The organism is Denitratimonas tolerans (genome assembly GCF_037203605.1).
Taxonomy (GTDB): domain Bacteria; phylum Pseudomonadota; class Gammaproteobacteria; order Xanthomonadales; family Xanthomonadaceae; genus Denitratimonas; species Denitratimonas tolerans.
The window spans coordinates 1-23,805 of record NZ_JBBDHC010000003.1 but is presented as its reverse complement, the minus strand read 5'-3'; the positions used below and the strand labels follow the sequence as shown (position 1 = coordinate 23,805).

Here is a 23,805-nt window from a genome sequence, read left to right as displayed (position 1 = left end):
CCGGCTGGCCGGAGGCCGCCGGAGTCACCGTTTCGCGACGGGCCGCTCAGGCCAGGGCGTCGTTGCGCAGCAGAATCGCCGTGATGTTGTCCGAGCCGCCGCCGTCCAGCGCCGCCAGCACCAGCTGATCGACGCATTCCTGCGCGGAGATGTCGGTCTTGGCGAGGATGCGGGCGATTTGCGCATCGTCCACCTCTTCGGTCAGCCCGTCGCTGCACAGCAGGAGCTGCATGCCGGGGCGAAGCTCGCCCTGCAGGATCTCGACCTTCAGCGCCTGCGGATCAGTGACGCCCAGCGCCTGGGTGATGACGTTGCGGTGCGGGTGGCTGCGCGCCTGTTCCGGGGTGATCGCGCCCTGGTCGATCAGCTCCTGCACGTAGGAATGATCCTGCGACAGCTGGTGCAGGGTGTCGTCCCACAGGTAGATGCGGCTGTCGCCGACCCAGGCGATTTCGAAGCGCGCGCCGCGCAGCTGCGCCGCCACCACGGTGGTGCCCATGGGCAGGGTTTCCGAGCGGCGACGTGACTGGCGGATGATTTCCTGGTCGGCGGCGCGGATCGCATCGGCCAGGCTGTGGCCGGCCCGGACCTCGCCCACGATGGTGTCGCGCGCCAGGGCGCTGGCCACCTCGCCGAACTCGTGTCCGCCCATGCCGTCTGCCACCAGCCACAACCCAAGCTGCGCGTCACCGTAATAGGTGTCCTCGTTGTGTTCGCGTCGCAAACCGACGTGGGTGAGGTGGCCGAATTCGATCATCGGTGGGTAAGCATCCGGCCGTGCCCGGTGGGGACATGACGCTGAGGTGACGGGTCTGTTTGGAGTATAGCGGTGGCGGCGATGCTGGCGCGTGGATCGAAGCGACGCCTGCGATCATGCCGCCGCCGGCGAAATCGGCGCAAGTCTCGGCAAATACGGACGAAAGAATCAAAAGCGGACGCGTTATGGGCCTCCGCGGCCCGCGGCGTGCGATCCGCCCGTCACGGCGGGCAGGGGATGGCCTGTCGGCAATGGCGCGCATCTTGTCGAACATGCCCATCCCCCGTATGATGGCCGGCCCTTCCCGCGCCACCTGGGAAGGTTCACGGAGAGGTGGCAGAGTGGTCGATTGTACCTGACTCGAAATCAGGCGTACGTGTAAGCGTACCGAGGGTTCGAATCCCTCCCTCTCCGCCAGATTTCAGCGAGAACGCCCCCTTGCCGGGGCGTTTTTGCTTTGTGTCGGGGTGCCGTGGTTCCGCCGTGAGTGATTCCCGGCCAGCCGACTTGCATGTCGGCTGGCGTTCGCAGGCTCGCGACGGCAACGATCAAGGGCGTATTCGGTGCGCCCCATCGCGACCAAGGTCGCTCCTACATCGCAACATCAGAGCTTTTTGCAGGAGCGAGCTTGCTCGCGATCCAGGCAGCGGGGGAGTCGCGGAACGCCTCCGGTACCCGAAAACGCCCGATTGGATCCACGCTGATCCGCGAAGACCCTCTTTTGTCGGGCGCGCATGCTGAATCCGTTCAGCCGCCGGCGGGCGACTTCTGGCAGTCTGGCACGCCCTTTGCTTCCGGCTGCCACCATGTCCGAAATCCTCGTCCCCGTCTCGTTCGGCGAACTGCTCGACAAGATCGCCATCCTGCAGATCAAGTCCGAGCGCATGAGCGATCCGGTCAAGCTGGTGAACGTGCGCAACGAGCTGGCGGTGCTGGATCGTACCTGGGCGGCGCACGCCGCATCGAAGACCGACATCACCGACCTGCGCGCCCGGCTCAAGGCGGTGAACGAGCGGCTGTGGGTGATCGAGGACGACATCCGCGACAAGGAGGCGGCGCAGGCGTTCGATGCGCGCTTCATCGAACTGGCGCGCTCGGTGTATTTCCAGAATGACGAGCGCGCCCGGCTCAAGAAGGAAATCAACCTCGCGCTGGGCTCGAGCTACGTCGAGGAAAAATCCTACGCCGACTATCGCGCCAAGGGCGCGTCCGACCCCGCCTGACCGCGTAATTCGGCGGTGCAGCGGTCGATGCAGTCGATCACCTCGTCCACGCCGATCAGGGCCATCACTCCCGGGAACTCGACCCGCTTGCCCCAGCGCAGCGCGCTTGCGGGCTTCTTCAGGAATCGGCGCGCGGCTTCGTCGTAGCGGTTCACGGTGAAGCGCCGGTCCGAGTACGGCCCGCTGCGCTCGGCGTCGGTGCAGGCGTGCAGTCCGACGACCTTGGTTCCAAGAGCGTTGGCGATGTGTACCGGCCCTGCGTCGGGTCCGAGCAGGATGTCGGCGCGTTCCAGCAGCGCCATGAGCTGCTTGAGCGTGTCGCGGCCGACCAGATCGATGGCCGGCTCCTTCATCGCGGCCAGGATGGCGTCGGCGGTCTGGCGTTCCAGCGCGCTGCGCCCGCCGCAGATCGCGATGCGATAGCCGTGCCGGCGCGCGGCGTGGTCGGCGGCGGCGGCGTAGCGTTCGGGCAGCCAGTTGCGCAGCGCGTGACTGGAGCAGGGCGAGACGATCAGGGTGGGAACGTCGCCGGGGAGCTGCTCGTCGGCCCAGTCGCGCGCGGCCTGCGGCACCGGCAGGCGCCATTCGACGCGGGTCTGCTCCAGCCCCAGCGGTACGGCGAATTGGCCCAGCACGTCGAGGACGTGGGTGCCAGCCCCGGGAATGCGCCGGTTCACCACCAGACCGTGCCCCTCCTTGCTGCGCCGGCGGTCGTAGCCGATCCGCAGGGGCGCGTCGATGCCCAGCGCCAGCACGTTGGCACGCGCCGCAAGCTGCATCTGCAGCAGGGCATCGAAGCGCTGGGCGGCCAGCTGCTGCCACAGCGCGCGCATCCCGGAGAGCCCGGTCTTTTTGTCATAGACCGCGAACTCGACGCCTTCCAGGCCATCGAGCAGCATCCGCTCGCCGCGGCCGATGATCCAGGTCAGGCGGGTCTTCGGCCAGGCGCGCTGGATCGTGCGCACCAGTGGTACGACGTGGGTGGCGTCGCCGAGGGCGGAGAGTCGCAGCAGGGCGATGTGCCCGGGCGGGTCGATCAGGCTCATCTTGCTACACTCGCACCGAAACCAATCCTGTTCGCGTCATGCCCAATGCCCCAGCCAGCGTCGTGGATGTGCGTCGCGCGCAGTTTGCGCAGGCGGTGATTCTGTTCGACGGCCGCAGTCTTCCACAAGCCACCCCCGAGTTGCTCGATCCGGCCGGTTGGCCCGAATCCGAGCTGCTGAGCGGTCGCGGCGGGCGCGGCATGGCGACCCTGGTGCGCGGCGACTTCGGCGAGGGAATCCTGCGGCACTACCGCCGCGGCGGGCTGGTCGGGCGCTTCATTTCCGACCGGTATCTTTTTCTTGGCGAATCGCGCGTGCGCTGCGTGCGCGAATTCCGGCTGCTGGCCGAGCTGTATCGCCGCGGCTTGCCCGCGCCGCGGCCGGTGCTCGCCGGCTGGCGTCGTTCCGGCCTGTTCTATCGGGCCGAGCTCCTGACCCGGCGGGTTCCCGATTCCCGGACGCTTGCCGAATGCGTGGCTGCCGGTGCGGTCGGGCACCTGTGGCGGGCCATCGGCCTGACGATCGCGCGCTTTCATCGCGCCGGCGCGTTCCACGCCGACCTCAATGCGCACAACGTGCTGATCGACGGGCGCGAGCAGATCTGGCTGATCGATTTCGATCGCGGCGGTCTGCGCGTGCCCTCGCAGGACTGGCAGCGTGCCAACCTGCGCCGGCTGAAGCGTTCGCTCGACAAGCTGGGTGGCGTGAGCGATGCGGCCTGGGACGATCTGTCGCGCGGGTACGATGCCGGGATGGCCGGTGCTTCGCCGGACGAGGAAAGAGGCTGAGGTGTCGCGCTGGAACCTGCATATCCTTGGCGTTGGCAATGCCAGCGCGGTCGAACTGGGTTCGGCCAGCGTGGTGCTCGAGCGCGACGGCGCGCCGATGCTCATGATCGACTGCGGGCAGGAAGCGCTGAGCGCCTACCTCGCCCGCTATCGCGAACCACCGCGCGCGCTGTTCCTCACCCATACCCACCTGGACCATGTCGCGGGCATGGAGCGCCTGTTCGTCCAGCTCTATTTCGATCCCGCGCGGCGGGGAAGCTGCCGGCTGTACCTCCCGGCGGCGCTGGTGCCCTGGGTGCAGCACCGGATCGCCGACTATCCCGGCGTGCTGGCCGAAGGCGGCGCGAACTACTGGGATGCGTTCCGGGTGATTCCGCATTCGCGCGGCTTCTGGCACGAAGGCCTGTGGTTCGATGTCTTTCCCGCGCGCCACCACGCGCCCGGGACCGCCTTCGGTCTGGCGCTGGCGGGCAGCTTCATTTTTACCGGCGACACCCGTCCGATCGGGGAGCAACTCGCCGCGCTGGGCGAGGGCCGCGAGCCCATCGCGCACGACTGCGGGCTGGTGGGCAATCCTTCCCACAGCGGCATCGAGGATCTGGAGCGCGAATATCCGCCCGCGTTGCTGGCGCGCCTGCACCTTTATCACTACGGCGCGGCCGCCGATGGCGAGGCGCTGCGCGCGCGCGGCTGCAGGGTGCTGGTGCCCGGGCAGGATCTGGCGCTGGACGCTCCGGTCGCGCGGCGCGGCTGACAAAATCGCGACGCCGAAAAGGTGGCAGCCCGCCAGCCTGACCTCGGCACCCGAGTCGACCGATACCGTTGCTTCCTTCCGGACCTGGCGGGGTTTTCGATCTATCGTCGCGAGGGGACCGACGGGCCGCCATAGCGCACTCCGGCGAGGGCTGGTCTGGCTGTTGAATGCGCCAGAAAACCAGCGGCAAATCCCGGATTTCATTGAATAGATGGCGGAGAGAGCGGGATTCGAACCCGCGAAGCGGGGTTTAGCCGCTTACACACTTTCCAGGCGTGCTCCTTCAACCACTCGGACACCTCTCCGCAGATGCCTTTGCCGCGCGTCTGGGCGTCGGCAAGAAGGCCGCGCATCATAGCGGTCCGCGCGGTCCGGAACAAGGCCACGGCGTCGGCGGATTCGACGCCGGATCAGGTCACGCGCCGCCGCTTCCCGTCGGATTCTGCGCCGCATGGCGCTCCAGCAGGCAGGCCACTTCGAAGTGGTCGGTGTGCGGGAACATGTCGAACAGGCGCGCCTGGCGAACCCGGAAATCGGCGAGGTCGGCAAGGTCGCGGGCGAGTGACTCCACGTTGCAGCTGGAATAGATGATCCAGCGCGCCTCGCTTTCGCGCAGGCGCTGGCACAGCGCGCTGCCGATGCCGCGACGCGGCGGGTTGACGATCACCAGCGGCGGCAGCCGGATCGCTGCGCGCGCGAAGGCAGCGGCATCGCCCGCCTGGAAGCGCACGCCGGCAAGGCCCAGTTCGTCCCGGCTGCGGCAGGCGCTGGCGATGGCCTCCTCGGAAAGTTCGATGCCGGTGACCTCGCGCCGCCCGTCCGCACAGTGCAGCGCAAAGCCGCCGACGCCGCAGTAGAGATCCCAGAGCGCCGGCGGATCGAGCGCGGCAACCCAGTCGCGCGCCTGCCGGTACAGCGCCGCGGCCACGTCGGTGTTGGTCTGGAAGAAACTCTGCGGGCGCAGGTGGATCGGCAGGTCGTTGAGGCGCATGGTCAACGCCGCTTCGTCCGTCAGCAGGATTTCGCGTTCGCCTTCGAGCACGGCCTTGTGCTCGGGCTGGAGATTGGCCGACACCACGCGCAGGCCGGGCAGGGCGGCACGCAGCGCCGGCAGGTGCTTGCGGATGCGGGCGATGGATTCCTGCGAGCGCAGCACGAAGCGCAGCATCAGTTCGCCGGAGTGTTCGGCCACGGTCACCAGCAGGTATTTCAGCTCGCCGTGTCGGCCCGGGACGTCGTAAGGCGCGATCCGCGCCTGGCGGATGAAGGCCGCGAGCGCGGGAAATATCCCGCTGATGGCGGCCGGATAGAGCGGGCAATCGGTGAGGTCGACGCCGTGGCCGCTGGCATCGAGGATGCCGAGGGTCGGTTGATCCACGCTGCCGGCCACGACCATCTTGGCCTTGTTGCGAAAGCCGGCCTCGCGGCTGCGTACCGGCGCGTGCCAGTGGATCGGGCCGAACGCTGCGAGGCGCTGCGCTGCATCGGCCTGCTTGCGTGCGACCTGCGCATCGAGCGGCTCGCGGATGCGCGCGCAGGACGCACAGCGGCCGCTCTCGAAGGCATCACAGTGCATCGGCGTGTGCCTCCAGCCACGCCGATGCGCCGTGCGCGGCGACCATCGCGCTGGCGAGCGATGCGGTCAGCAGGTAGCCGCCGGTCGGCGCTTCCCAGTCGAGCATTTCACCCGCGACGAAGACGCCCGGGCGGGCGCGCAGCATCAGGTGCTCGTCCACGGCGTCGAGCGTGACGCCGCCGGCGGTACTGATCGCCTCGTCGATCGGCCGGGTGCGCGTGAGCACAAGGGGAAGCGACTTGATCCGCGGGGCCAGCGCATCCGCGTCGTCCCAGTGCTCGCGTGTCGTGCACGCATGCACGAGCGCCGCCTTGAGGCCGGTCAGCCCGAGCCTGCGGCGCCAATGCTCGCTGCGCGACCGCGATCCGCGGGGTGCCGCCAGCGCCGCGTGCACGGCCGCCTGACTGTGGTCGGGCAGGAGGTCGAGTTCGAGGATCGCCCGGCCGTCGCGTTCCAGCGCATCGCGCAGGCCGGCGGACAGCGCGTAGACGAGGCTGCCTTCGATACCGGTCGCGGTGACAAGCAGTTCGCCGCGTCGCCACTCCGGCGTGCCGGACCGGCGCGCGGCGACGGTCTTGAGCGGCTGGCCCTGCCAGCGCGCGGCGAAACGCGGTTCCCAGTCGCAATCGAACCCGCAGTTGGCCGGACGCAGTGCGGCCACGGACACGCCGGCCGCGCGCAGCGGCTCGACCCAGGCACCATCCGAGCCGAGCCTGGACCAGCTGCCGCCGCCCAGCGCCAGCACGGTTGCATCGGCGCGGGCGTGAACCTCGCCGTCCGGCGTCTGGAAGCGCAACGCGCCGTCGGACGTCCAGCCCAGGAACCGGTGCCGCACCCGAAAGGCCACTCCCGCCTCGCGCAGGTCGCGGACCCAGGCCCGCATCATCGGGCCGGCCTTCATGTCGAGCGGGAAGACCCGTCCGGAGCTTCCGACGAAGGTGTCGAAGCCCAACTCCCGCGCAAGGCCGCGCACCGCGTCGGGGCCGAAGCGATCAAGCCAGGCCGCGACGCGGGGCGCGGCATCGCCGTAGCGTGCGGTGAAGGCGGGCAGGGGTTCGGCGTGGGTCAGGTTGAGCCCGCCCTTGCCGGCGAGCAGGAACTTGCGCCCGACCGAGGCCATGGCGTCGAACACGGTCACGCGCGCGCCGGCGGCCGCCAGCCGCCGGGCAGCGTGCAGCCCGGCGGCCCCGCCGCCCACCACGAAAGCACTCGGCGCGGCTTGGCCGGGTTCGTTGCCCGGCGACTGCTCATTCTTGATGTTGTTTGTCAACTATCAACCCCAACTGTATGATAAAAATCAGATAAAGAATTCTCCGGTTCGGGGCCTCCGTCACGAATAACGAACTCTTTACGGGCGCTAGAGTAAACTCTCGGCTGTCGGATGGTGCGGAACCCGATGGGCCGGCCATCCACTGTTCCCTTGCAGGATCGCTGTTTCCGCGGACACGCGGGATGGCGATGTCTGCTTCAGCCATACAGGAGCCTGTCATGAGCGAGTCGCTGAACATTCTCCCCGAGTTGATCGAAGCCACGCGCGAGGGCGTCGATTTCTACGCCGAGGCGGCCGATGCGGTGACCGACAGCGAATTGAGCAAACTGTTCCGCCGCATGGCCCAGGCCAAGTCCACGCTGGTGGAAGAACTCAGCCACGAGGTCAAGCCCGCCAGGACGCCCAAGGTGCGCAGCAGCAAGCGCGTCGCCAAGCCGGCGGAATGGGTCGCCCACATCAATTCCACCTACACCACGCTTCGCACCGGGCTCAAGGCCATCAAGCAGGATCAGGTGACCCAGATCGAGCAGGCCGAGTCCGACCTGCTGGGCCGGGTGCAGCGCATCCGCCACGACCGCGACCACAGCTACGTGGTGCGGGTGCTGGCGATGCAGTACGAAGCCAAGGCCCGCGCCGTGCATGAGGGGCTGCGCGCACGCAAGCGCCGCCTCGCCGCGGGCTGATCAACCGCCCGGATAAGCCACCGGGCCAACGCGGAAAATCCCCGCACGGACACCGCCAGCCGGTGTCCGTGCGCTCGCGTTGGCGACTGAACGAAAAGCGTGTATAAGGAAAGCGCTGTGTTTGCAAGGGTCACAAGGCACCGTGGCCCGGTGCGGCAGGTCCGATTCGGTTCGGTCTGTCCATCGCTTCACGTCGCGTACTCCCTGCAGCCAGTCCCGCACCGCGGGTTTACATGTCCAGCCAATGTTTCGGGAGTTATCGTCATGTCCGATCGTCAGACCGGCACAGTCAAATGGTTCAACGACGCCAAGGGCTTCGGCTTCATCAGTCGCGAAGGCGGTGAAGATCTTTTCGTCCACTTCCGCGCCATCCAGGGCGCTGGTTTCAAGTCGCTGAAGGAAGGGCAGAAGGTGTCCTTCATCGTGACCCAGGGCCCGAAGGGCTACCAGGCCGATGAGGTCCAGGCGCTCTGACGGCAGATCAGATGCCGGTTCGATGAAAACCGCCCGGTGACCCCGGGCGGTTTTTTCATGTGGATGCAACGAAGAAGGCGGAGCTGCGGCCCCGCCTTCCAGAGGTTGCTTCCCGGAGTCGCCGGTGCCTCCGGAGGCTCACTTCATGCGGTAGGTGATGCGGCCCTTGGTCAGGTCGTAGGGCGTCATCTCGACCTTGACCTTGTCGCCGGTCAGGATGCGGATGTAGTTCTTGCGCATGCGGCCGGAAATGTGGGCTGTCACGACGTGGCCGTTTTCCAGCTTCACGCGGAACATGGTGTTGGGCAGGGTCTCGAGGACCGAGCCTTCCATTTCGATGGAGTCGTCTTTGGACATTCGGGGCCGTGAGTTGGGGGTTTTGGCGAAAAACGCCCGCCATTATGCCACGATTCGATACCGTTGACGAACGCGTCCCCGACATGCGCCCCGGCGCGCCATCCGCCAGGCCGTCCGATGCCGCGCAGGCGTTCAGCCGAAGTCGGCAGCGACCCGGTTGCGGCAATGCTCCGGCCAATCGGTGCTGGAACTCGACGGCTCCCGGTCCGCAAGGCAGGACAGATATTCGCTGCGGCGGATCTGGCGCGCGCCCAGCGCGGCCAGGTGCGGGGTGTGCATCTGCGCATCGAGCCAGCGCACGCCGCGCTCGGCCAGCAGCCGGCACAAGGCCGCAAGCGCCAGGCGTGAGGCACCGCTCTGGCGGCTGAACATCGATTCCCCGCAGAAGACCGGGCCGGCGTCAACGCCGTAGATGCCGCCGACGAGCCGCTCGCCGGCGTATACCTCGACGCTGTGCGCGTGGCCGAGGCGGTGCAGTTCAACATAGGCGCGCGCCATCTCAGGCAGGATCCAGGTGCCGTCCTGGCCGCGGCGCGGCGTGCTTGCACAGGCCTCGACGACGCCGGCGAAATCGCGGTCGGCATGGATCGTCCAGTCGCTGTGCCGCAGGCTGCGACGGAATCGACGCGACAGGTGCAGGTCGGCCGTGTCGAATACCGTGCGCGGGTCCGGTGACCACCACAGGATCGGGTCGCCCTGCGAATACCAGGGGAAGATTCCGCTGCGGTACGCGCGCATCAGGCGCGTGGGGGAGAGATCGCCGCCCCAGGCCAGCAGGCCGTCGGGCTGACGCCGGGCGCTCTCGGGCGGCGGGAACGGGGTCGTCGGATCGGGATCAAGGCGCGGCAGGTGCATGGCGAAACGGCGAGTGCTCCAGCAGCAGGTCGCGATAGCGTCGCACGCCTTCGCGTTCCTGCGCACACCAGGGCCGCAGCGCGGCGTCCAGGTGAGGGTTGGTCACCAGGTGGCGGCTGTGGGTGAGTACCGGCAGAAAGCCGCGCGCCAGCTTGTGTTCGCCCTGCGCGCCCGGCTCGAAGCGGCGCAATCCCTCGCGCAGGCAGTATTCGATGCCCTGGTAGTAGCAGGTCTCGAAGTGCAGCCCCGGGCTGTCCTCGACGCTGCCCCAGTAGCGTCCGTAGAGCGTGTCGCCGCCGCGCAGGCACAGCGCGCCGGCGACGGTGCGGCCCTCGCGTTCGGCCAGCACCAGCACCAGCGCACGCGGCATCGTGCGGGCCAGATGGGCGAAGAAGCCGCGCGTCAGCACCGCCACGTTGCCCTTCTGCGCGAAGGTGATGCGATAGAAGTCGTGCATCGCGGCGAGATCTTCGTCGCTGGCCTCGTCGCCGTGTGCGATGCGGAAGCGATAGCCCGCCTGTGCGACCTTCGTCCGTTCCTGCCGGATCGCCTTGCGGCGGCGGCTGGTCATGGCGGCAAGATAGTCGGCAAAGTCGCGCCAGCCGGGGTTTTCCCAGTGGAACTGCAGCTCGTGGCGGGCCAGCCAGCGCGGGTCGAACACGTAAGTTTCCGATTCGGGCAGGAAGTTGACGTGCAGCGAGGACCAGCCCGCGGCCCGGGTGTGCGCGGCGAGGGCCTGCGCCAGCGCCTGCCGCGCCGGCTCGTCGCGCGCCATGAGTCGCGGCCCGGGCACCGGCGACCACGGCACTCCGACCAGCCACTTGGGGTAATACGCGATGCCGGCTTCTTCGCAGGCCGCGGCCCAGGCGAAGTCGAACACATACTCGCCGCGCGAGTTGTCCTTGCGCCATGCCGGTGCCGCCGCAATCAGGCGGGGGCCGTCGTGCAGCAGCGCGTGGCGCGGTGCCCAGCCGTAGCGGGGCGGCAGGCAGCCGGTGGTTTCCAGCCCGAAGAGGAAGGCGTGCGCGACGAAGGGGTTGGTGCCATCGTGCAGCGCGTCCCACGCCTCGGCCGGCACCGAGGCGAGGGAGTCGACGAGGGTGAGGACTGCGGGCATCCGCCGGCTGTCGGCCACGCCGCCGTCCGGTCAGGCCGGCCCGACCTTTTCCAGAAAGCGCTCGGCATCCAGCGCCGCCATGCAGCCGAAGCCGGCCGAGGTGATGGCCTGGCGGTACACGCTGTCGGCCACGTCGCCTGCGGCAAAGACGCCGGGGACACTCGTTTCCGTGGCACCGCCGTCCTGACCCGAGTGGACCTTCAGGTAACCATCGCGCATGGCGAGCTGACCCTCGAAGATGCCGGTGTTCGGGTGGTGGCCGATGGCCACGAAGAAGCCATGCACCGCGATGTCGCGGGTGCTGCCGTCGGCGGTCGAGGCCAGACGCATGCCGGTCACGCCGCTGTCGTCACCCAGGACTTCTTCCACGGTGTGGTTCCAGACCAGTTCGATCTTGCCGCTGGCGGCCTTTTCGAACAGCTTGTCCTGCATGATCTTCTCCGCCCGCAGGCTGTCGCGGCGGTGGACGAGATAGACCTTGCGCGCGAGGTTGGACAGGTACAGCGCTTCCTCCACCGCGGTATTGCCGCCGCCGATCACGGCCACGTCCTGTTCGCGGAAGAAGAAGCCGTCGCAGGTGGCGCAGGCCGAAACGCCGCGACCCTTGAACTTCTCCTCCGATTCCAGGCCCAGGTACTTGGCGGTCGCGCCGGTGGCGATGATGAGGCTGTCGCAGGTGTAGGTGCCGCTGTCGCCGGTCAGGCGGAACGGACGCCGGGACAGATCGGCGGTGTGGATGTGGTCGAACACCAGTTCGGTTTCGAAGCGCTCGGCGTGGGCCTGCATGCGCGCCATCAGTTCCGGCCCCTGCACGCCCTGTGCGTCGCCCGGCCAGTTGTCCACGTCTGTGGTGGTGGTGAGCTGGCCGCCCTGTTCCAGACCGGTGATCAGCAGGGGCTTGAGGTTGGCGCGGGCGGCGTAGACGGCGGCGGTGTAGCCGGCCGGACCGGAGCCGAGGATCAGGACGCGGGCGTGGCGGGATTCGCTCATGGGACGGACTCTGCGGGAAACGCAATGGGGGCAAGGCCAGTCAGGATGGGGGCCGCAGGGCGCGGTTACAAGCCGCGCCGCGCCGCCTCGGGCGTGGAAACCGCATTTGGCCTGCGGTCGCAAGGTCCGGGCGGGCACGCTGATACAATCCGGCGTTCTGTCCCGATCATGCAGGATGACCAGGTCCGGTGAGCCGAACACAGCAGGCAATGGAAGACGAGGGTGGCGCGCGACGCAGGATCTGGCGGGAAAGCCTGGTTCTGCTGGCGGTGCCGGTCCTGCTGTACCTGCTGGCCTGCCTGGTCAGCTACCACCCGGACGATCCAGGCTGGTCGCACTCGGGCAGCGTCACCGGGCCGATCCACAATTTCGGCGGCATGGCCGGGGCGTATTTCGCCGACATCGTGCTCTCGTTCTTCGGCATTGGTGCCTATGCGCTGCCGATCCTGCTGGGGGGCCTGATCTGGCTGGTGCTGCGCGGGCGCGATGGTCTCGACGGGACGGCGCTCACCCCGGCGCTGCGCCTGATCGGTGTATTTGCGTTCCTGGTGGGCGTGGCCGCGCTGGCGCACCTGAATCCGCCGCGTTCGGCCGCCGGCCTGCCGGTGGGGGCGGGCGGGCTGCTGGGCCAGCTCGTGGGCATGGCCCTGCAGCGTGGATTCGGCTACTTCGGCGCCGCACTTTTTACCCTGGCGCTGCTGCTGGTGGGCATCACTCTGGCGACCGGGTTGTCCTGGTTTGCCCTGATGGACCGCATCGGCCGCGGCGTCTTGTCACTGGGTGGACTCCTCGGGCGGCGGATGCAGGAGCAGGTCTCCAACGAGAAGCGGCAGGCGCGCGCCGCGCGCGCCCAGCGCGAGGAAACCCGGCGCGAGGAAACGGTCAAACGCGCCAGGCGCGAGCCGATCCGCATCGAACCGCCGCCGCTGCCGGTGGAAAAGAGCGATCGCGCCCAGCGCGAGCAGCAGATTCCGCTGTTCGGCGGCGTGCCCAGCAGCGAAGGCGGCCTGCCGCCGCTGTCGGTGCTCGATGATCCCAAGCCGCAGCCCAAGGGCTATTCCGAAGAGGCGCTGGAAACCCTGTCGCGCCAGATCGAGTTCAAGCTCAAGGACTTCCGCATCGAGGCGCAGGTCGTCGGCGTATTTCCCGGCCCGGTCATCACCCGCTTCGAGATGGAGCCGGCACCGGGCGTGAAGGGCAGCCAGGTGTCGAGCCTGGACAAGGATATCGCCCGCGGCCTCTCGGTGAAATCCGTGCGCGTGGTCGACGTGATCCCCGGAAAGTCCGTGATCGGCCTGGAAATCCCCAACGCCAACCGCGAGATCATCTACCTGTCGGAAATCCTGCGCTCGAAGGAATACGACAAGTCCACCAGCCCGCTGACGCTGGCATTGGGCAAGGACATATCCGGGCGGCCCACGGTTGCGGATCTGGCGAAGATGCCGCATCTGCTGGTGGCCGGCACCACCGGCTCGGGCAAGTCGGTCGCGGTCAACGCCATGGTGCTGAGCCTCCTTTACAAATCCAGCGCGCGCGACGTGCGGATGCTGATGATCGATCCGAAGATGCTGGAGCTTTCGGTCTACGAAGGCATCCCGCACCTGCTCGCGCCGGTGGTCACCGACATGAAGGAGGCCGCCAACGGCCTGCGCTGGTGCGTGGCCGAAATGGAGCGCCGCTACAAGCTGATGAGCGCGGTGGGCGTGCGCAACCTGGCCGGTTTCAACAAGAAGGTGAGGGACGCCATCGAGGCAGGCCAGCCGCTGATGGACCCGCTTTTCAAACCCAATCCGGAGCTGGGCGAAGCACCGCGCGCGCTGGAAACGCTGCCCTACATCGTGGTCATCATCGACGAGTTCGCCGACATGATGATGATCGTCGGCAAGAAGGTGGAAGAGCTGATCGCCCGCCTGGCGCAGAAGGCGCGCGCCGCCGGCATCCACCTCATCCTGGCGACGCAGCGCCCGTCGGTGGACGTGATCACCGGCCTGATCAAGGCCAATATCCCGACCCGCATCGCCTTCCAGGTTTCCAGCAAGATCGACTCGCGCACCATCCTCGACCAGTCCGGCGCGGAAACCCTGCTGGGCCACGGCGACATGCTGTATCTCCCGCCCGGCACCGCCATGCCCGAGCGCCTGCACGGTGCCTTCGTCAGCGACGAGGAAGTCCACCGCGTGGTGCAGTTCCTCAAGGAAAGCTCCGGCGGGGCGGACTACCTCGAAGGCGTGCTGGAGGAAACCCAGACCCTGGGCGACGGCCAGGTGATCGGCCCGACCGGGCTGCCGGAGGCGGCTGCCAGCGACGATCCGGAGGCCGACGCGCTGTTCGACCAGGCCGTGCGCATCGTCACCGAGACCCGCCGCGCCAGCATCTCCAGCGTGCAGCGCCACCTGCGCATCGGCTACAACCGCGCCGCGCGCCTGGTCGAGGCCATGGAAGCGGCCGGCATCGTTTCGCCGCCCGAACACAACGGCGACCGCAGCGTGCTGGCTCCGCCGCCGCCGAGGGATTGATCGGCAGGAGGGGCCGGCGCATGAGCGCGCACGGCCTGCGTTCATGCGTCTGCCGGCACGCTATCCGCCTCTGCATCCGGAGTTCTCCCATGCGCCTTGCCGCCGCTTTCGGCCTGGTACTGATTCCTTGTTTCGCGCTCCATGCGAGTGCCGCGCGCGCCGCCGACCCACACGCCGTGCTGGCGGCGTTCTCGCAGGGCCTGGAGGGGCTGAAAGGCCAGTTCGTCCAGCGCGTGTTCGACGGCACCGGCCGCCTCACCGAAGACAGCCACGGGACGCTGGCACTGGCGGTTCCGCGCCAGTTCCGCTGGGAGTATGAAGCGCCGTTTCCACAGCTGATCGTGGCCGACGGCAGCAAGGTGTGGATTTTCGACCCGGATCTGGAGCAGGTGCAGGTGCGCCCTCAGGGTGTGGAAGAGCAGCAGAGTCCGCTGATGGTGCTGGTGGATCCGGCTGAACTTGATCGCCAGTTTGCCGTGGCCGACGGCGGGCAGGCCGACGGGCTGGCCTGGGTGGAACTGACGCCACGCGGCGACGATCCGCCGTTTTCGAAAGCCCGGCTCGGATTCGCGGATGGGGCGCTGGCGCGCATGGACATGACCGATTCCCTGGGGCAGCGTACCCGGATCGCGTTCTCCGGCTGGCAGCGCAATCCCGCGTTCGACGTCGGCACCTTCCGCTTCGTGCCGCCTCCCGGCGTGGACGTGATCGGCGAGGTGGACGAGGCCGCACAGGCGTTTCCGCTGGGGGACTGAGTCAGGGTCGCGACAGCGTCGAGCCTGTGCGGCGCGATCCATCGCCGGGACTGCCAATGACGCAGCGTGTTCGGCCGTCGGGTGCATTAAACTGCCGGGCTTGGAACCTCACGGGGCACGCAACGGGCATGAGCATCAAGAGCGACGCATGGATCCGCCGCATGGCGTGCGAGCACGGCATGATCGAGCCGTTCGAGCCGGGCCAGATCAGACACAACGCCTCCGGTGGGCGCATCGTTTCCTACGGCACCTCGAGCTATGGCTACGACGTGCGCTGCGCCAGCGAGTTCAAGGTGTTCACCAACATCAACTCGACGGTGATCGATCCCAAGGAATTCGATTCGCGCAACTTCGTCGACTTCAGCGGCGAGGTCTGCATCATCCCACCCAATTCCTTCGCGCTGGCGCGCACGGTCGAATACTTCCGCATCCCGCGCTCGACCCTGGTGATATGCCTGGGCAAGAGCACCTATGCGCGCTGCGGGATCATCGTGAACGTCACCCCGCTGGAACCGGAGTGGGAGGGGCACGTGACCCTGGAGTTCTCCAACACCACGCCGCTGCCGGCCCGGATCTACGCCAACGAGGGCGTGGCGCAGATGTTGTTCTTCGAATCCGACGAGGTGTGCGAAACCAGCTACCGCGACCGCGGCGGCAAGTACCAGGGCCAGCGCGGCGTGACCTTGCCGCGCACCTGAGCGCTGCGCTGCTCCCCTCATTCCGCTGCCGGCCGCGCCGGCGGCACGCCCCGGCCCGAGCCATGCCACGATCGCTTCGCCTCCTGACCCTCGTTCTGGCCGTTGCGCTGTCGGCCTGCGGCGGCGCTTCCGATCCGACAGGCGAAGACGCGGCCGCCAATGCGCTCGCGGTGGCGCTGGTGCCGGTACAGCGCGAGGTGCTGGCGCACGAGGTGGTGGCGTCGGGGCAGGTGGCCGCGTGGGAGGAGACGCCGCTGGGCGTCGAAGTGGCTGGACTGCGCGTCATCGAGGTGCGGGTCGAGGTGGGGCAGGCGGTGGCGGCGGGCGAGGTGCTGTTGCGGCTGGATGATCGCGCCGCGCGCAGCGATGTGGCTCAGGCGCGCGCCGCATGCGCCGAGGCGGAAGCGTCCCTGGCGCTGGCGACCGCCAACCTGGAGCGGGGGCGCGCGCTTTCCGGGCGCGGCCTGATGAGTGCGGCGGATTTCGACCAGCTTGGCGCGCTCCGGGCGCAGGCCGATGCGCGCCGCGCGACGGCGGAGGCCGCCCTCGATGCCGCCGGGCTGCGGCTGTCGTGGACCACTCTGGTGGCACCGGATGCGGGCGTGATTTCGCGTCGTGCGGTGCAGCCGGGCGAGGTGGTGTCGCCGGCCGCGCCGCTGTTTCACCTGATCCGGCAGAACCGGTTGGAGTGGCGCGCGCAGATCGCCGAGGGCGACCTGTCCCGCGTGGCCGTCGGCCAGGCCGTACGGCTGCGCGGTGCGGAGGGAAGCATCGTCGAAGGTCGCGTGCGTGCGGTCGCTCCGGGACTGGATGCGGCCACGCGTACCGCCCTGCTGCAGGCCGACCTTCCCGCGCCGGGCGCGCTGCGCGCCGGCATGGTGGCCGAGGGCCGCATCGAAACCGCCCAGGCACCCGTGCTGACGGTGCCGCTGGCTGCAGTGGTGCGGCGCGACGGTTTTGCCTACGTCTTTGGCGTGGATCAGTCGCAGCGCGTGGTGCGTCACCGCATCGATACCGGGCGCGTTTTCGCCGGGCGCATCGAGGTGCTTGCCGGCTTGGAAGAAGGCCAGCCCGTCGTCGGGAGCGGGGCCGGATTCCTGGGCGAGGGCGACCGCGTGCGCGTGGTGGCTGACGCGCCATGAACTTTTCGGCCTGGTCGATCCATCGGCCGCTGCCCGCGATTCTTCTCTTCATCGCGCTGTGCGTGGCCGGGCTGTTCGCGTTTCGCCAGCTTCCCGTCTCGCGCTTTCCGGATATCGCCTTCCCGATGGTGACGGTGACTGTGAGCCTCCCCGGCGCCGCGCCGGCACAGCTTGAAACCGAGGTCACGCGCCGGGTCGAGAACGCGGTGGCGACGCTGGAGGGGGTCAAGCGCACGATTTCCTCGGTGACCGAAGGCCAGTCGGTCACCTTCGTCGAGTTCCACCTGGCAACTCCGCTGGAGCCGGCGCTGGACGAGGTGCGCGATGCCATCACCCGCATCCGCATCGACCTGCCGCGCGACATCCAGGAGCCGGTGATCGCCAAGGTGTCGATCACCGGCGGCACACTCTTGTCCTATGCCGTGCGTGCTCCGGGCTGGCGGGCCGATGAACTCAGCTGGTTCGTCGATGACACCGTGTCACGCGCCCTGTTCGGCGTGCGCGGCGTCGCCCAGGTGACGCGGACCGGCGGGGTGCAGCGCGAGGTGCGCGTGGATCTGGATCCGTCGACGCTGCTTGGCTATGGCATCACCGCCGGCGAAGTATCCCGGCAGCTGGCGCAAATCCAGGTCGAGCGCCCGTCCGGACAGGCCGAGTGGGGCGGCCAGCGGCAGGTGATCCGTACCGTGGCGACGGTCGCGGCCACCGACGACCTGCGCGAGTTCCCGATCGCACTGCGTGACGGACGGGCGGTGCGCCTGTCGGCGCTGGCACGGGTGAGCGATGGTGCCGCCGATCCGGTGGAAACGGCCCTGCTCGATGGCGAACCGGTGGTCGGCTTTTCGCTGATGCGCGCGCGCGGTTCGAGTGAAGTGGAGGTCGCCCGCGGCGTGCGGCACGCGCTGGCCGAACTGGAGCGCACCCATCCCGGCGTCGAGTTCGACGTGGTGTTTTCCACCGTGGAGGAAGCCGAGCGTTCCTACAGTTCCTCCATGGCGATGCTGTGGGAGGGCGGCGCGCTGGCGGTGCTGGTGGTGTTCCTGTTCCTGCGTGACTGGCGTGCGACCTGGATCTCGGCGCTGGCGCTGCCGCTGTCGATCATCCCGACCTTCGCGGTGATCCACTGGCTCGGCTTCAGCCTCAACATGATCACGCTGCTGGCGCTGGCCGTGGTGGTTGGCATTCTGGTGGACGATGCCATCGTCGAAGTCGAGAACATCGTGCGCCACCTGGGCATGGGCAAGACGCCCAAGCAGGCGGCGCTGGATGCGGCGCAGGAGATCGGCCTGGCGGTCATCGCCACTTCGATGACCCTGGCCGCGGTATTCGTGCCGGTCGCCTTCATGCCCGGCATCGCCGGCAAGTTCTTCCGCGAATTCGGCTGGACCGCGGCCACGGCGGTGCTGTTCTCACTGATGGTGGCGCGCCTGCTCACGCCGATGATCGCGGCCTACCGGCTCAAGCCCCGGCCCGAACATGAGGCCGAGGGGCCGCTGATGCGCGGGTATCTGGGATGGGTGGACGCGGCCTTGCGCCACCGCGCCCGCACCCTGTGGATCGCGTTCGGCCTGTTCCTGGCTTCGCTGGCGCTGCTGCCGCTGATTCCGGCCACTTTCATCCCCGTTTCGGATCTGGGGCGCAGCAATCTCGGCATCGAGCTGGCACCGGGCACCTCGATCGAGGAAACCACCGCGCTGGCCGAAACCGCGCGCGGCCTTCTGGCTGATATTCCCGAACTGCGTCGGGTCTACACCATGATCGGTGGCGCGCTGGACCTCGGCGATCCCGGCAAGACCGGCGTGGGGGAGACGCGCAAGGCGACGCTGATCCTGGATTGGGGTGAGCCGGACGGCCGCAGCCGCCATCAGAAAACGCTGGAGCGCGAAACCCGTGCGCGCCTGCATGACCTTCCCGGCGTGCGGGTGAGCTTCCTCAGCAGCGAGCCGGGCGAACAGATGCAGCTCGTGCTCGCCGGAGATGATGCGCTCCGCCTGTCGGAGGCGGCGCAGGCGGTCGAGCGCGAACTGCGGACCCTGCCGGGCCTGGGCAGCATTTCTTCCACGGCCTCGCTGCTGCGCCCGGAAGTGGTGATCGCGCCCGATCCGGTGCGCGCGGCCGAACGCGGCGTCACTACTGAAGCCATTGCGGAAGCCGCGCGCATCGCCACCGCCGGCGACTATATGCAGTATCTGGCCAAGCTCAACCTGCCGGAGCGCCAGATTCCGATCCGGGTGGGCTTTGCGCGCGCCGCGCTGGCCGAGCCGGCGCTGATCGGCCAGCTCCAGGTGGCCGGGCGCGACGGCCCGGTGCCGCTCGATTCGGTGGCCGACATCCGTCTGGATGCCGGCCCGGTGCAGATCGCGCGCTACCAGCGCCAGCGCAACGTCACCTTGACCGCCGAGCTCAACGGTCGCGCCCTGGGCGAGGTGATGGCGGAAGTGGAACGCCTGCCGAGCGTGCAGCAGCTGCCGGCGGGCGTGAGCTTCCTCAACGCCGGTGACGCCGAGGTGTTCGTGGAACTGTTCACCGGCTTCGTGCTGGCCATGCTGGCCGGCATCGCGTGTATCTACGCGGTGTTGCTTCTGCTGTTCAACAACGCCTTCCAGCCCGTCACCATCCTCACCGCGGTGCCGCTGTGCGCGGGCGGTGCCTTCGGGGCGCTGCTGGTCACCCGGAACATGCTGTCGCTGCCGGCCCTGATCGGCCTCTTGATGCTGATCGGCATCGCCACCAAGAACTCCATCCTGCTGGTGGATTACGCGGTGATCGCGGAAGAGGAGCACGGCCTGTCCCGGCACGACGCCCTGGTCGATGCCTGCCGCAAGCGCGCCCGCCCGGTGATCATGACCACGCTCGCGATGAGCGCGGGCATGGCACCGGTGGCGCTCGGGCTGTCGGCCGAATCCAGCTTCCGCGCGCCCATGGCCATCGCGGTGATCGGCGGACTGGTGACCTCCACCGTGCTCAGCCTGATCGTTGTTCCTGCGGCCTATACCGTGATGGACGATCTGCGCCGCTGGCGCGCCCGGCCCGCGCCGGCAGGGACTTGAGCCAAGGGGCGGGCGCGGAGGGCAGGTGCGTCTGCGGCCTTGTGCGGCGCGTCGGGTGGATTTGTCCCGGTTGACGTATCACAATGCGGCGTCGTTCCGATGCCCGGCGGGCACCGTTCACTTTTTGGGGAAGTGATGCGAGGCGGCGGCGGCCTGATGCCGCAGCGTGGATTCATCTCGAATCCGCTATTCAGAAATCAACTGTTCGTGGGGAAAATATGCGTAATCTTCTGTCGCTGGCGATCATGCTGGCTCTGCCTGCGGGCGCTCTGGCCAATGACGATTCGGTCAATTACCAGGAACGCTGCCTGATCTCGTTCTCCGGCGCGCAGCAGGATGTGTGCGAAAGCCGCGTCTTTGCCGAGCCGGCCGATCTTGCCAGTCTGATGTCGCCCGATGCGGTGAAGCAGTCGACCCTGCGCATCGTCAAGTTCGATGGACCGATCCTCGACGAACAGCGCCAGGCGGTGGAACTGGCGGGCGCACGGATCATCGGCTATGCGCCGTACCACGCCTACATCGTGCGCATGGAGCCGGCGCTGGATGCCGAAATGAAGCGTATCGCGGGCGTGGTCTGGGCGGGGCCGATGCTGCCGGCGCTGAAGGTGGATCCGAACATCTTTGCCGAGCTGCGCCAGGGCAATCTGACCAGCCAGCTGGGCATCGAGACCCTTTCGATGTCCCTGGACAGTCCTCAGGACGGAGCCAGCCTGCGCCTTGCGCTGGGCTCGATCGCGGGGCTTTCCGATCTCAAGGTTCAGGAAGTGGGCGGCGAACTGCGCGCCAGCGCGCGCTTCGACCGCAGCCCGGCCGGTCGCAACGATCTGGTCCACGCATTGGAAACGCTGGCGCTGCGCGATGACGTGCTCTCGGTGAGCTTCCGCAAGCCGCTGACCTCGCGCAATTCGCAGGGCCACTGGCTGCACCAGGGCAACGTCAGCGCGCAGTATCCGATCTGGGATCGCGGCATCTACGGCTGCGGGCAGATCGTGGGCGAGCTGGATACCGGCCTGCATATGGACAACATCGCGTTCAAGGACGCGACCCAGACGCTGCCCATCAGCGTCTGCACCACCGGTGCCACATGCGCCGCCATCGCGGCAAACAATGATCATCGCAAGGTGGTGGCCTACTACAAATGGTCGGGCCTGGCCGGCACCGGCTGGGAAGACAACCACGGCCACGGAACCCACGTCGCCGGCTCCATCATGGGCAACGACAACGGCGTGAACCCCGGCCAGAACTGCGCCACGCTCACCGCGCCCAGCGGCACCAGCAACCTGGTCGGCATGGCACCCTACGCCAAGCTGGTGATGCAGGAAAGCGGTGCCAACCTGGCCTACCTCAACACCATGGGCGGCACTCCTTACCACGCCGTGGACATCGCCTACCAGAACGGCGCGCGTATCCACAGCAACTCCTGGGGCGGTGGCTGCACCAACCAGTTCGGAACCTGCGTTTCCGGCTGTTCCGTGACCTATGACGACTCCGCGCGCGACGCCGACCGCGTGGCCAAGGATCGCAGCGACGCGCTGGTAGTGTTCGCCGCCGGCAACGACGCCACCGCCTGCCCGAACGGCAACAACGTCGGCAGCCCGGGCAACGCCAAGAACGTGCTGACCATTGCTGCCACCGGCCGTGGCACGTCCGGCAACAACATGGCGAGCTTCTCCTCGCGCGGCCCGGCGCTGGATGCGCGCACCAAACCCGATCTCGGCGCGCAGGGCAGCAGCATTGTCTCCGCCGGCCGCAGCGCCAGCGGCACCACCACCATGAGCGGCACCTCGATGGCCACGCCGACGGCCTCGGGCCTGGCCGCGCTGGTGCGCGACTACCTCGCCCAGGGCTATTACCCCAGCGGCGTGAAGACGCCGAGCGACGCGATCACCGCGCCCTCGGGTGCGCTGCTGAAGGCCATCCTCACCGCCGGTGCCTTCCAGATGACCGGTACCGGGGCCGGCCCGAATCCGGGCCAGGCGCAGGGCTTCGGCCGCATCCTGCTGGAGGACTCGCTGTATTTCGGCGGCGACGCCAGCCACTTGTTCCTGCACGACGAGGACAGCGGCGTGGGCACCGGCGATGTCCAGACCCACAGCCTGACAGTGTCCGCCGGAACCCCGCTCACCGTCGTCCTGACCTGGTCGGACGCGGCGGCCGCCATCAATGCCAGTCCCGCCACCGTGAACGCGCTGCGGCTCGAAGTGCAGGCACCCAACGGCGATGTGTGGACCCAGAAGCTGCCGGCCGGCTACAGCGTCAACGACGCCAATCCGACCCAGAGCACGACCACCTCGAACTACGACAACCTCAACAACCTGCATCGCATCCGACTGGCGACGCCGGAGGCCGGCACCTACCAGATCCGCGTCCGCGGCATCGCCGTGCCGCAGGGTCCGCAGACCTATGCGCTGGCGGCGGTGGGCGGCTTCACCATCAGCATGGATCCGACCTTCAACCTGTCGGCAACGCCGGGCGAGGTGGCGTTCTGCGCCGGCTCCACGGCGCAGTTCGATGTCGGCGTGCGCAGCCGCTACGGTTTCACCGATCCGGTGGCACTGAGCCACAGCGGGCTGCCCGGCGCGGCCACCGGCAGCTTCAGCCTCACGCCGGTCACGCCGGCTGATCCCGCAGCCACCAGCCAGCTCACGGTGGCCAATACCGCCGGGCTCGCGCGCGGCACCTATGCGTTCCAGATCCTGGGCAACAGCAGCGGCACCATGCCGCTGTCGCAGGCCATCTCGGCCACGCTCAAGGTGTCGAGCGGCGTGCCGCTGCAGCCGGGCCTGACGGCACCTGCGGATGCGGCCGCCGACGTGCCGCGCACGCCCACCTTCACCTGGGCGGCGGATGTCGCGGCCGAGAGCTACACGATCGAGGTCGCCACCGACGCCGCGTTCACCACCATCGTGGCGAACGGCACGGTCGACACCAACACCTGGGTGCCGGCCGCGCCGCTGGCCCCGGCGACCCTGCACTACTGGCGGGTGAAGGCCAACAGCACCTGCGGCGACAGCGGGTATTCGGCCACCTTCAGCTTCACCACCGGCGTGACCTTCCCCGAGCCGTACTGCACGGTGACCTTCCCGAGTGCCGTGGAGCCGATCACCAAGGTCATCTTCACCGGCATCAACAACCCGAGCTCGGCCGTGGTCAACGGCAGTCCGGCGCTGGAAGACTTCCTTGGCGTCAGCGGCGGCCTGGTGCAGGCCAGCCAGAGCTACCAGATCGCGGTGGAAGGCAACACGGCGGGCAGTTTCACCACCCACGTGAACGCGTTCTTCGACTGGAACCGCAATGGCACCTTCGATGCGGGCGAGTCCTACACCATCGGCACGATCACCAATTCCACCGGTGCCGACGGCAAGCAGGCGGTGGCATCGATCGCGGTGCCCGCGTCGGCAACGCCCGGTCCGGTGCGGATGCGCGTCATGAAGAAGTACAACGCCGCCGGAACGGCCTGCAACAATTCAGGCTACGGGCAGGCCGAGGACTACACCGTGATGGTGCAGGGCGGCGGTCCGACCTACACCATCGGCGGCACGGTAAGCGGCACCAGCGGCGCGGGCCTGGCGCTCAAGCTCAACGGCGGCGCGGACTTCGCCATCGCCGGCGACGGGACCTACACCTTCCCGGGCAGCCTGCCGAGCGGTACGGCCTATGCGGTGACGGTGAGCGCTGCGCCCGCCGGCCAGAGCTGCACCGTCGCCAACGGCAGCGGCACGGTGGCCAGCGCCAACGTGACCAATGTCGATGT

19 protein-coding genes, 2 tRNA genes and 1 other RNA gene are annotated in these 23,805 nt (G+C 68.3%); 12 read left to right on the top strand and 10 right to left on the bottom strand.

Annotation, left to right across the window (positions count from 1 at the left end; genetic code table 11):
- Positions 1–46: 46 nt before the first annotated feature.
- Entirely contained in the window at positions 47–757 is a 711-nt protein-coding gene (locus tag WB794_RS02675) for a PP2C family protein-serine/threonine phosphatase (protein WP_337334298.1), read from the bottom strand.
- Positions 758–1,084: 327 nt separating this feature from the next.
- On the opposite strand from WB794_RS02675, the gene WB794_RS02670 reads away from it, so the two are divergent.
- Both WB794_RS02670 and WB794_RS02665 read left to right on the top strand, forming a co-directional pair.
- A tRNA-Ser gene (locus tag WB794_RS02670) sits at positions 1,085–1,174 on the top strand.
- Positions 1,175–1,563: 389 nt separating this feature from the next.
- The gene (locus tag WB794_RS02665; RefSeq protein ID WP_337334297.1) at positions 1,564–1,980 is read left to right on the top strand and encodes a DUF6165 family protein; all 417 of its coding nucleotides are present in this window, start codon (positions 1,564–1,566) and stop codon (positions 1,978–1,980) included.
- Here the strand turns inward: WB794_RS02665 and WB794_RS02660 are convergent.
- Complete coding sequence (locus tag WB794_RS02660) at positions 1,947–3,026, bottom strand: glycosyltransferase family 9 protein (protein WP_337334296.1); 1,080 nt, start codon at positions 3,024–3,026, stop codon at positions 1,947–1,949. The genes WB794_RS02665 and WB794_RS02660 overlap by 34 nt on opposite strands.
- A 38-nt stretch (positions 3,027–3,064) precedes the next feature.
- Between WB794_RS02660 and WB794_RS02655 the strand changes: the two genes are divergently transcribed.
- The gene (locus tag WB794_RS02655; protein WP_337334295.1) at positions 3,065–3,814 is read left to right on the top strand and encodes a 3-deoxy-D-manno-octulosonic acid kinase; all 750 of its coding nucleotides are present in this window, start codon (positions 3,065–3,067) and stop codon (positions 3,812–3,814) included.
- A 1-nt stretch (position 3,815) separates the two neighbouring features.
- On the top strand, positions 3,816–4,568 hold the full coding sequence (locus tag WB794_RS02650; RefSeq protein WP_337334294.1) for an MBL fold metallo-hydrolase: 753 nt from the start codon (positions 3,816–3,818) through the stop codon (positions 4,566–4,568).
- Positions 4,569–4,595: 27 nt separating this feature from the next.
- Here the strand turns inward: WB794_RS02650 and ffs are convergent.
- The 4 genes from ffs to WB794_RS02630 form a co-directional block, all read right to left on the bottom strand.
- Positions 4,596–4,692: signal recognition particle sRNA small type (gene ffs / locus WB794_RS02645), an RNA gene on the bottom strand.
- An 88-nt stretch (positions 4,693–4,780) separates the two neighbouring features.
- Positions 4,781–4,873 (bottom strand) — tRNA-Ser (locus tag WB794_RS02640).
- Positions 4,874–4,983: 110 nt separating this feature from the next.
- Positions 4,984–6,144 carry a 23S rRNA (uracil(747)-C(5))-methyltransferase RlmC gene (gene rlmC / locus WB794_RS02635; protein ID WP_337334293.1) on the bottom strand — a complete coding sequence of 387 codons (1,161 nt, stop codon included), beginning with the start codon at positions 6,142–6,144 and terminating at the stop codon, positions 4,984–4,986.
- Positions 6,134–7,414 carry a TIGR03862 family flavoprotein gene (locus WB794_RS02630; RefSeq protein WP_415926631.1) on the bottom strand — a complete coding sequence of 427 codons (1,281 nt, stop codon included), beginning with the start codon at positions 7,412–7,414 and terminating at the stop codon, positions 6,134–6,136. The genes rlmC and WB794_RS02630 overlap by 11 nt, the downstream gene beginning before the upstream one ends.
- A 218-nt stretch (positions 7,415–7,632) precedes the next feature.
- Between WB794_RS02630 and WB794_RS02625 the strand changes: the two genes are divergently transcribed.
- Both WB794_RS02625 and WB794_RS02620 read left to right on the top strand, forming a co-directional pair.
- Positions 7,633–8,097: a PA2169 family four-helix-bundle protein gene (locus tag WB794_RS02625; RefSeq protein ID WP_337334292.1), complete on the top strand. Its 465-nt coding sequence runs from the start codon at positions 7,633–7,635 to the stop codon at positions 8,095–8,097.
- 264 nt (positions 8,098–8,361) lie between these two features.
- Entirely contained in the window at positions 8,362–8,571 is a 210-nt protein-coding gene (locus WB794_RS02620; protein ID WP_337334291.1) for a cold-shock protein, read from the top strand.
- 138 nt (positions 8,572–8,709) lie between these two features.
- On the opposite strand, the gene infA is transcribed toward WB794_RS02620, so the two are convergent.
- The 4 genes from infA to trxB form a co-directional block, all read right to left on the bottom strand.
- Positions 8,710–8,928: a translation initiation factor IF-1 gene (gene infA / locus WB794_RS02615; RefSeq protein WP_292007105.1), complete on the bottom strand. Its 219-nt coding sequence runs from the start codon at positions 8,926–8,928 to the stop codon at positions 8,710–8,712.
- A gap of 132 nt (positions 8,929–9,060) precedes the next feature.
- On the bottom strand, positions 9,061–9,783 hold the full coding sequence (gene aat / locus WB794_RS02610; protein ID WP_337334290.1) for a leucyl/phenylalanyl-tRNA--protein transferase: 723 nt from the start codon (positions 9,781–9,783) through the stop codon (positions 9,061–9,063).
- A complete protein-coding gene (locus WB794_RS02605; RefSeq protein ID WP_337334289.1) occupies positions 9,764–10,900 on the bottom strand; it encodes a GNAT family N-acetyltransferase in 1,137 nt (378 codons plus the stop codon). Before WB794_RS02605 ends, aat begins: the two co-directional genes overlap by 20 nt.
- 30 nt (positions 10,901–10,930) lie before the next feature.
- The gene (trxB, locus tag WB794_RS02600) at positions 10,931–11,890 is read right to left on the bottom strand and encodes a thioredoxin-disulfide reductase (protein WP_337334288.1); all 960 of its coding nucleotides are present in this window, start codon (positions 11,888–11,890) and stop codon (positions 10,931–10,933) included.
- Positions 11,891–12,099: 209 nt separating this feature from the next.
- On the opposite strand from trxB, the gene WB794_RS02595 reads away from it, so the two are divergent.
- The 6 genes from WB794_RS02595 to WB794_RS02570 all read left to right on the top strand — a co-directional run.
- The gene (locus WB794_RS02595; RefSeq protein WP_415926636.1) at positions 12,100–14,406 is read left to right on the top strand and encodes a DNA translocase FtsK; all 2,307 of its coding nucleotides are present in this window, start codon (positions 12,100–12,102) and stop codon (positions 14,404–14,406) included.
- A gap of 89 nt (positions 14,407–14,495) precedes the next feature.
- Positions 14,496–15,161, top strand: coding sequence for an outer membrane lipoprotein periplasmic chaperone LolA (lolA, locus tag WB794_RS02590; protein WP_337334287.1), 666 nt, complete (start codon positions 14,496–14,498; stop codon positions 15,159–15,161).
- Positions 15,162–15,289: 128 nt separating this feature from the next.
- Positions 15,290–15,859, top strand: a complete 570-nt coding sequence (gene dcd / locus WB794_RS02585) for a dCTP deaminase (RefSeq protein ID WP_337334286.1) — start codon at positions 15,290–15,292, stop codon at positions 15,857–15,859.
- A 62-nt stretch (positions 15,860–15,921) separates the two neighbouring features.
- Entirely contained in the window at positions 15,922–17,001 is a 1,080-nt protein-coding gene (locus tag WB794_RS02580) for an efflux RND transporter periplasmic adaptor subunit (RefSeq protein ID WP_337334285.1), read from the top strand.
- On the top strand, positions 16,998–20,051 hold the full coding sequence (locus WB794_RS02575) for an efflux RND transporter permease subunit (protein WP_337334284.1): 3,054 nt from the start codon (positions 16,998–17,000) through the stop codon (positions 20,049–20,051). Before WB794_RS02580 ends, WB794_RS02575 begins: the two co-directional genes overlap by 4 nt.
- Before the next feature lie 218 nt (positions 20,052–20,269).
- The coding region (locus WB794_RS02570) for a S8 family serine peptidase (RefSeq protein WP_337334283.1) at positions 20,270–23,805 on the top strand (3,536 nt) is incomplete at its 3' end.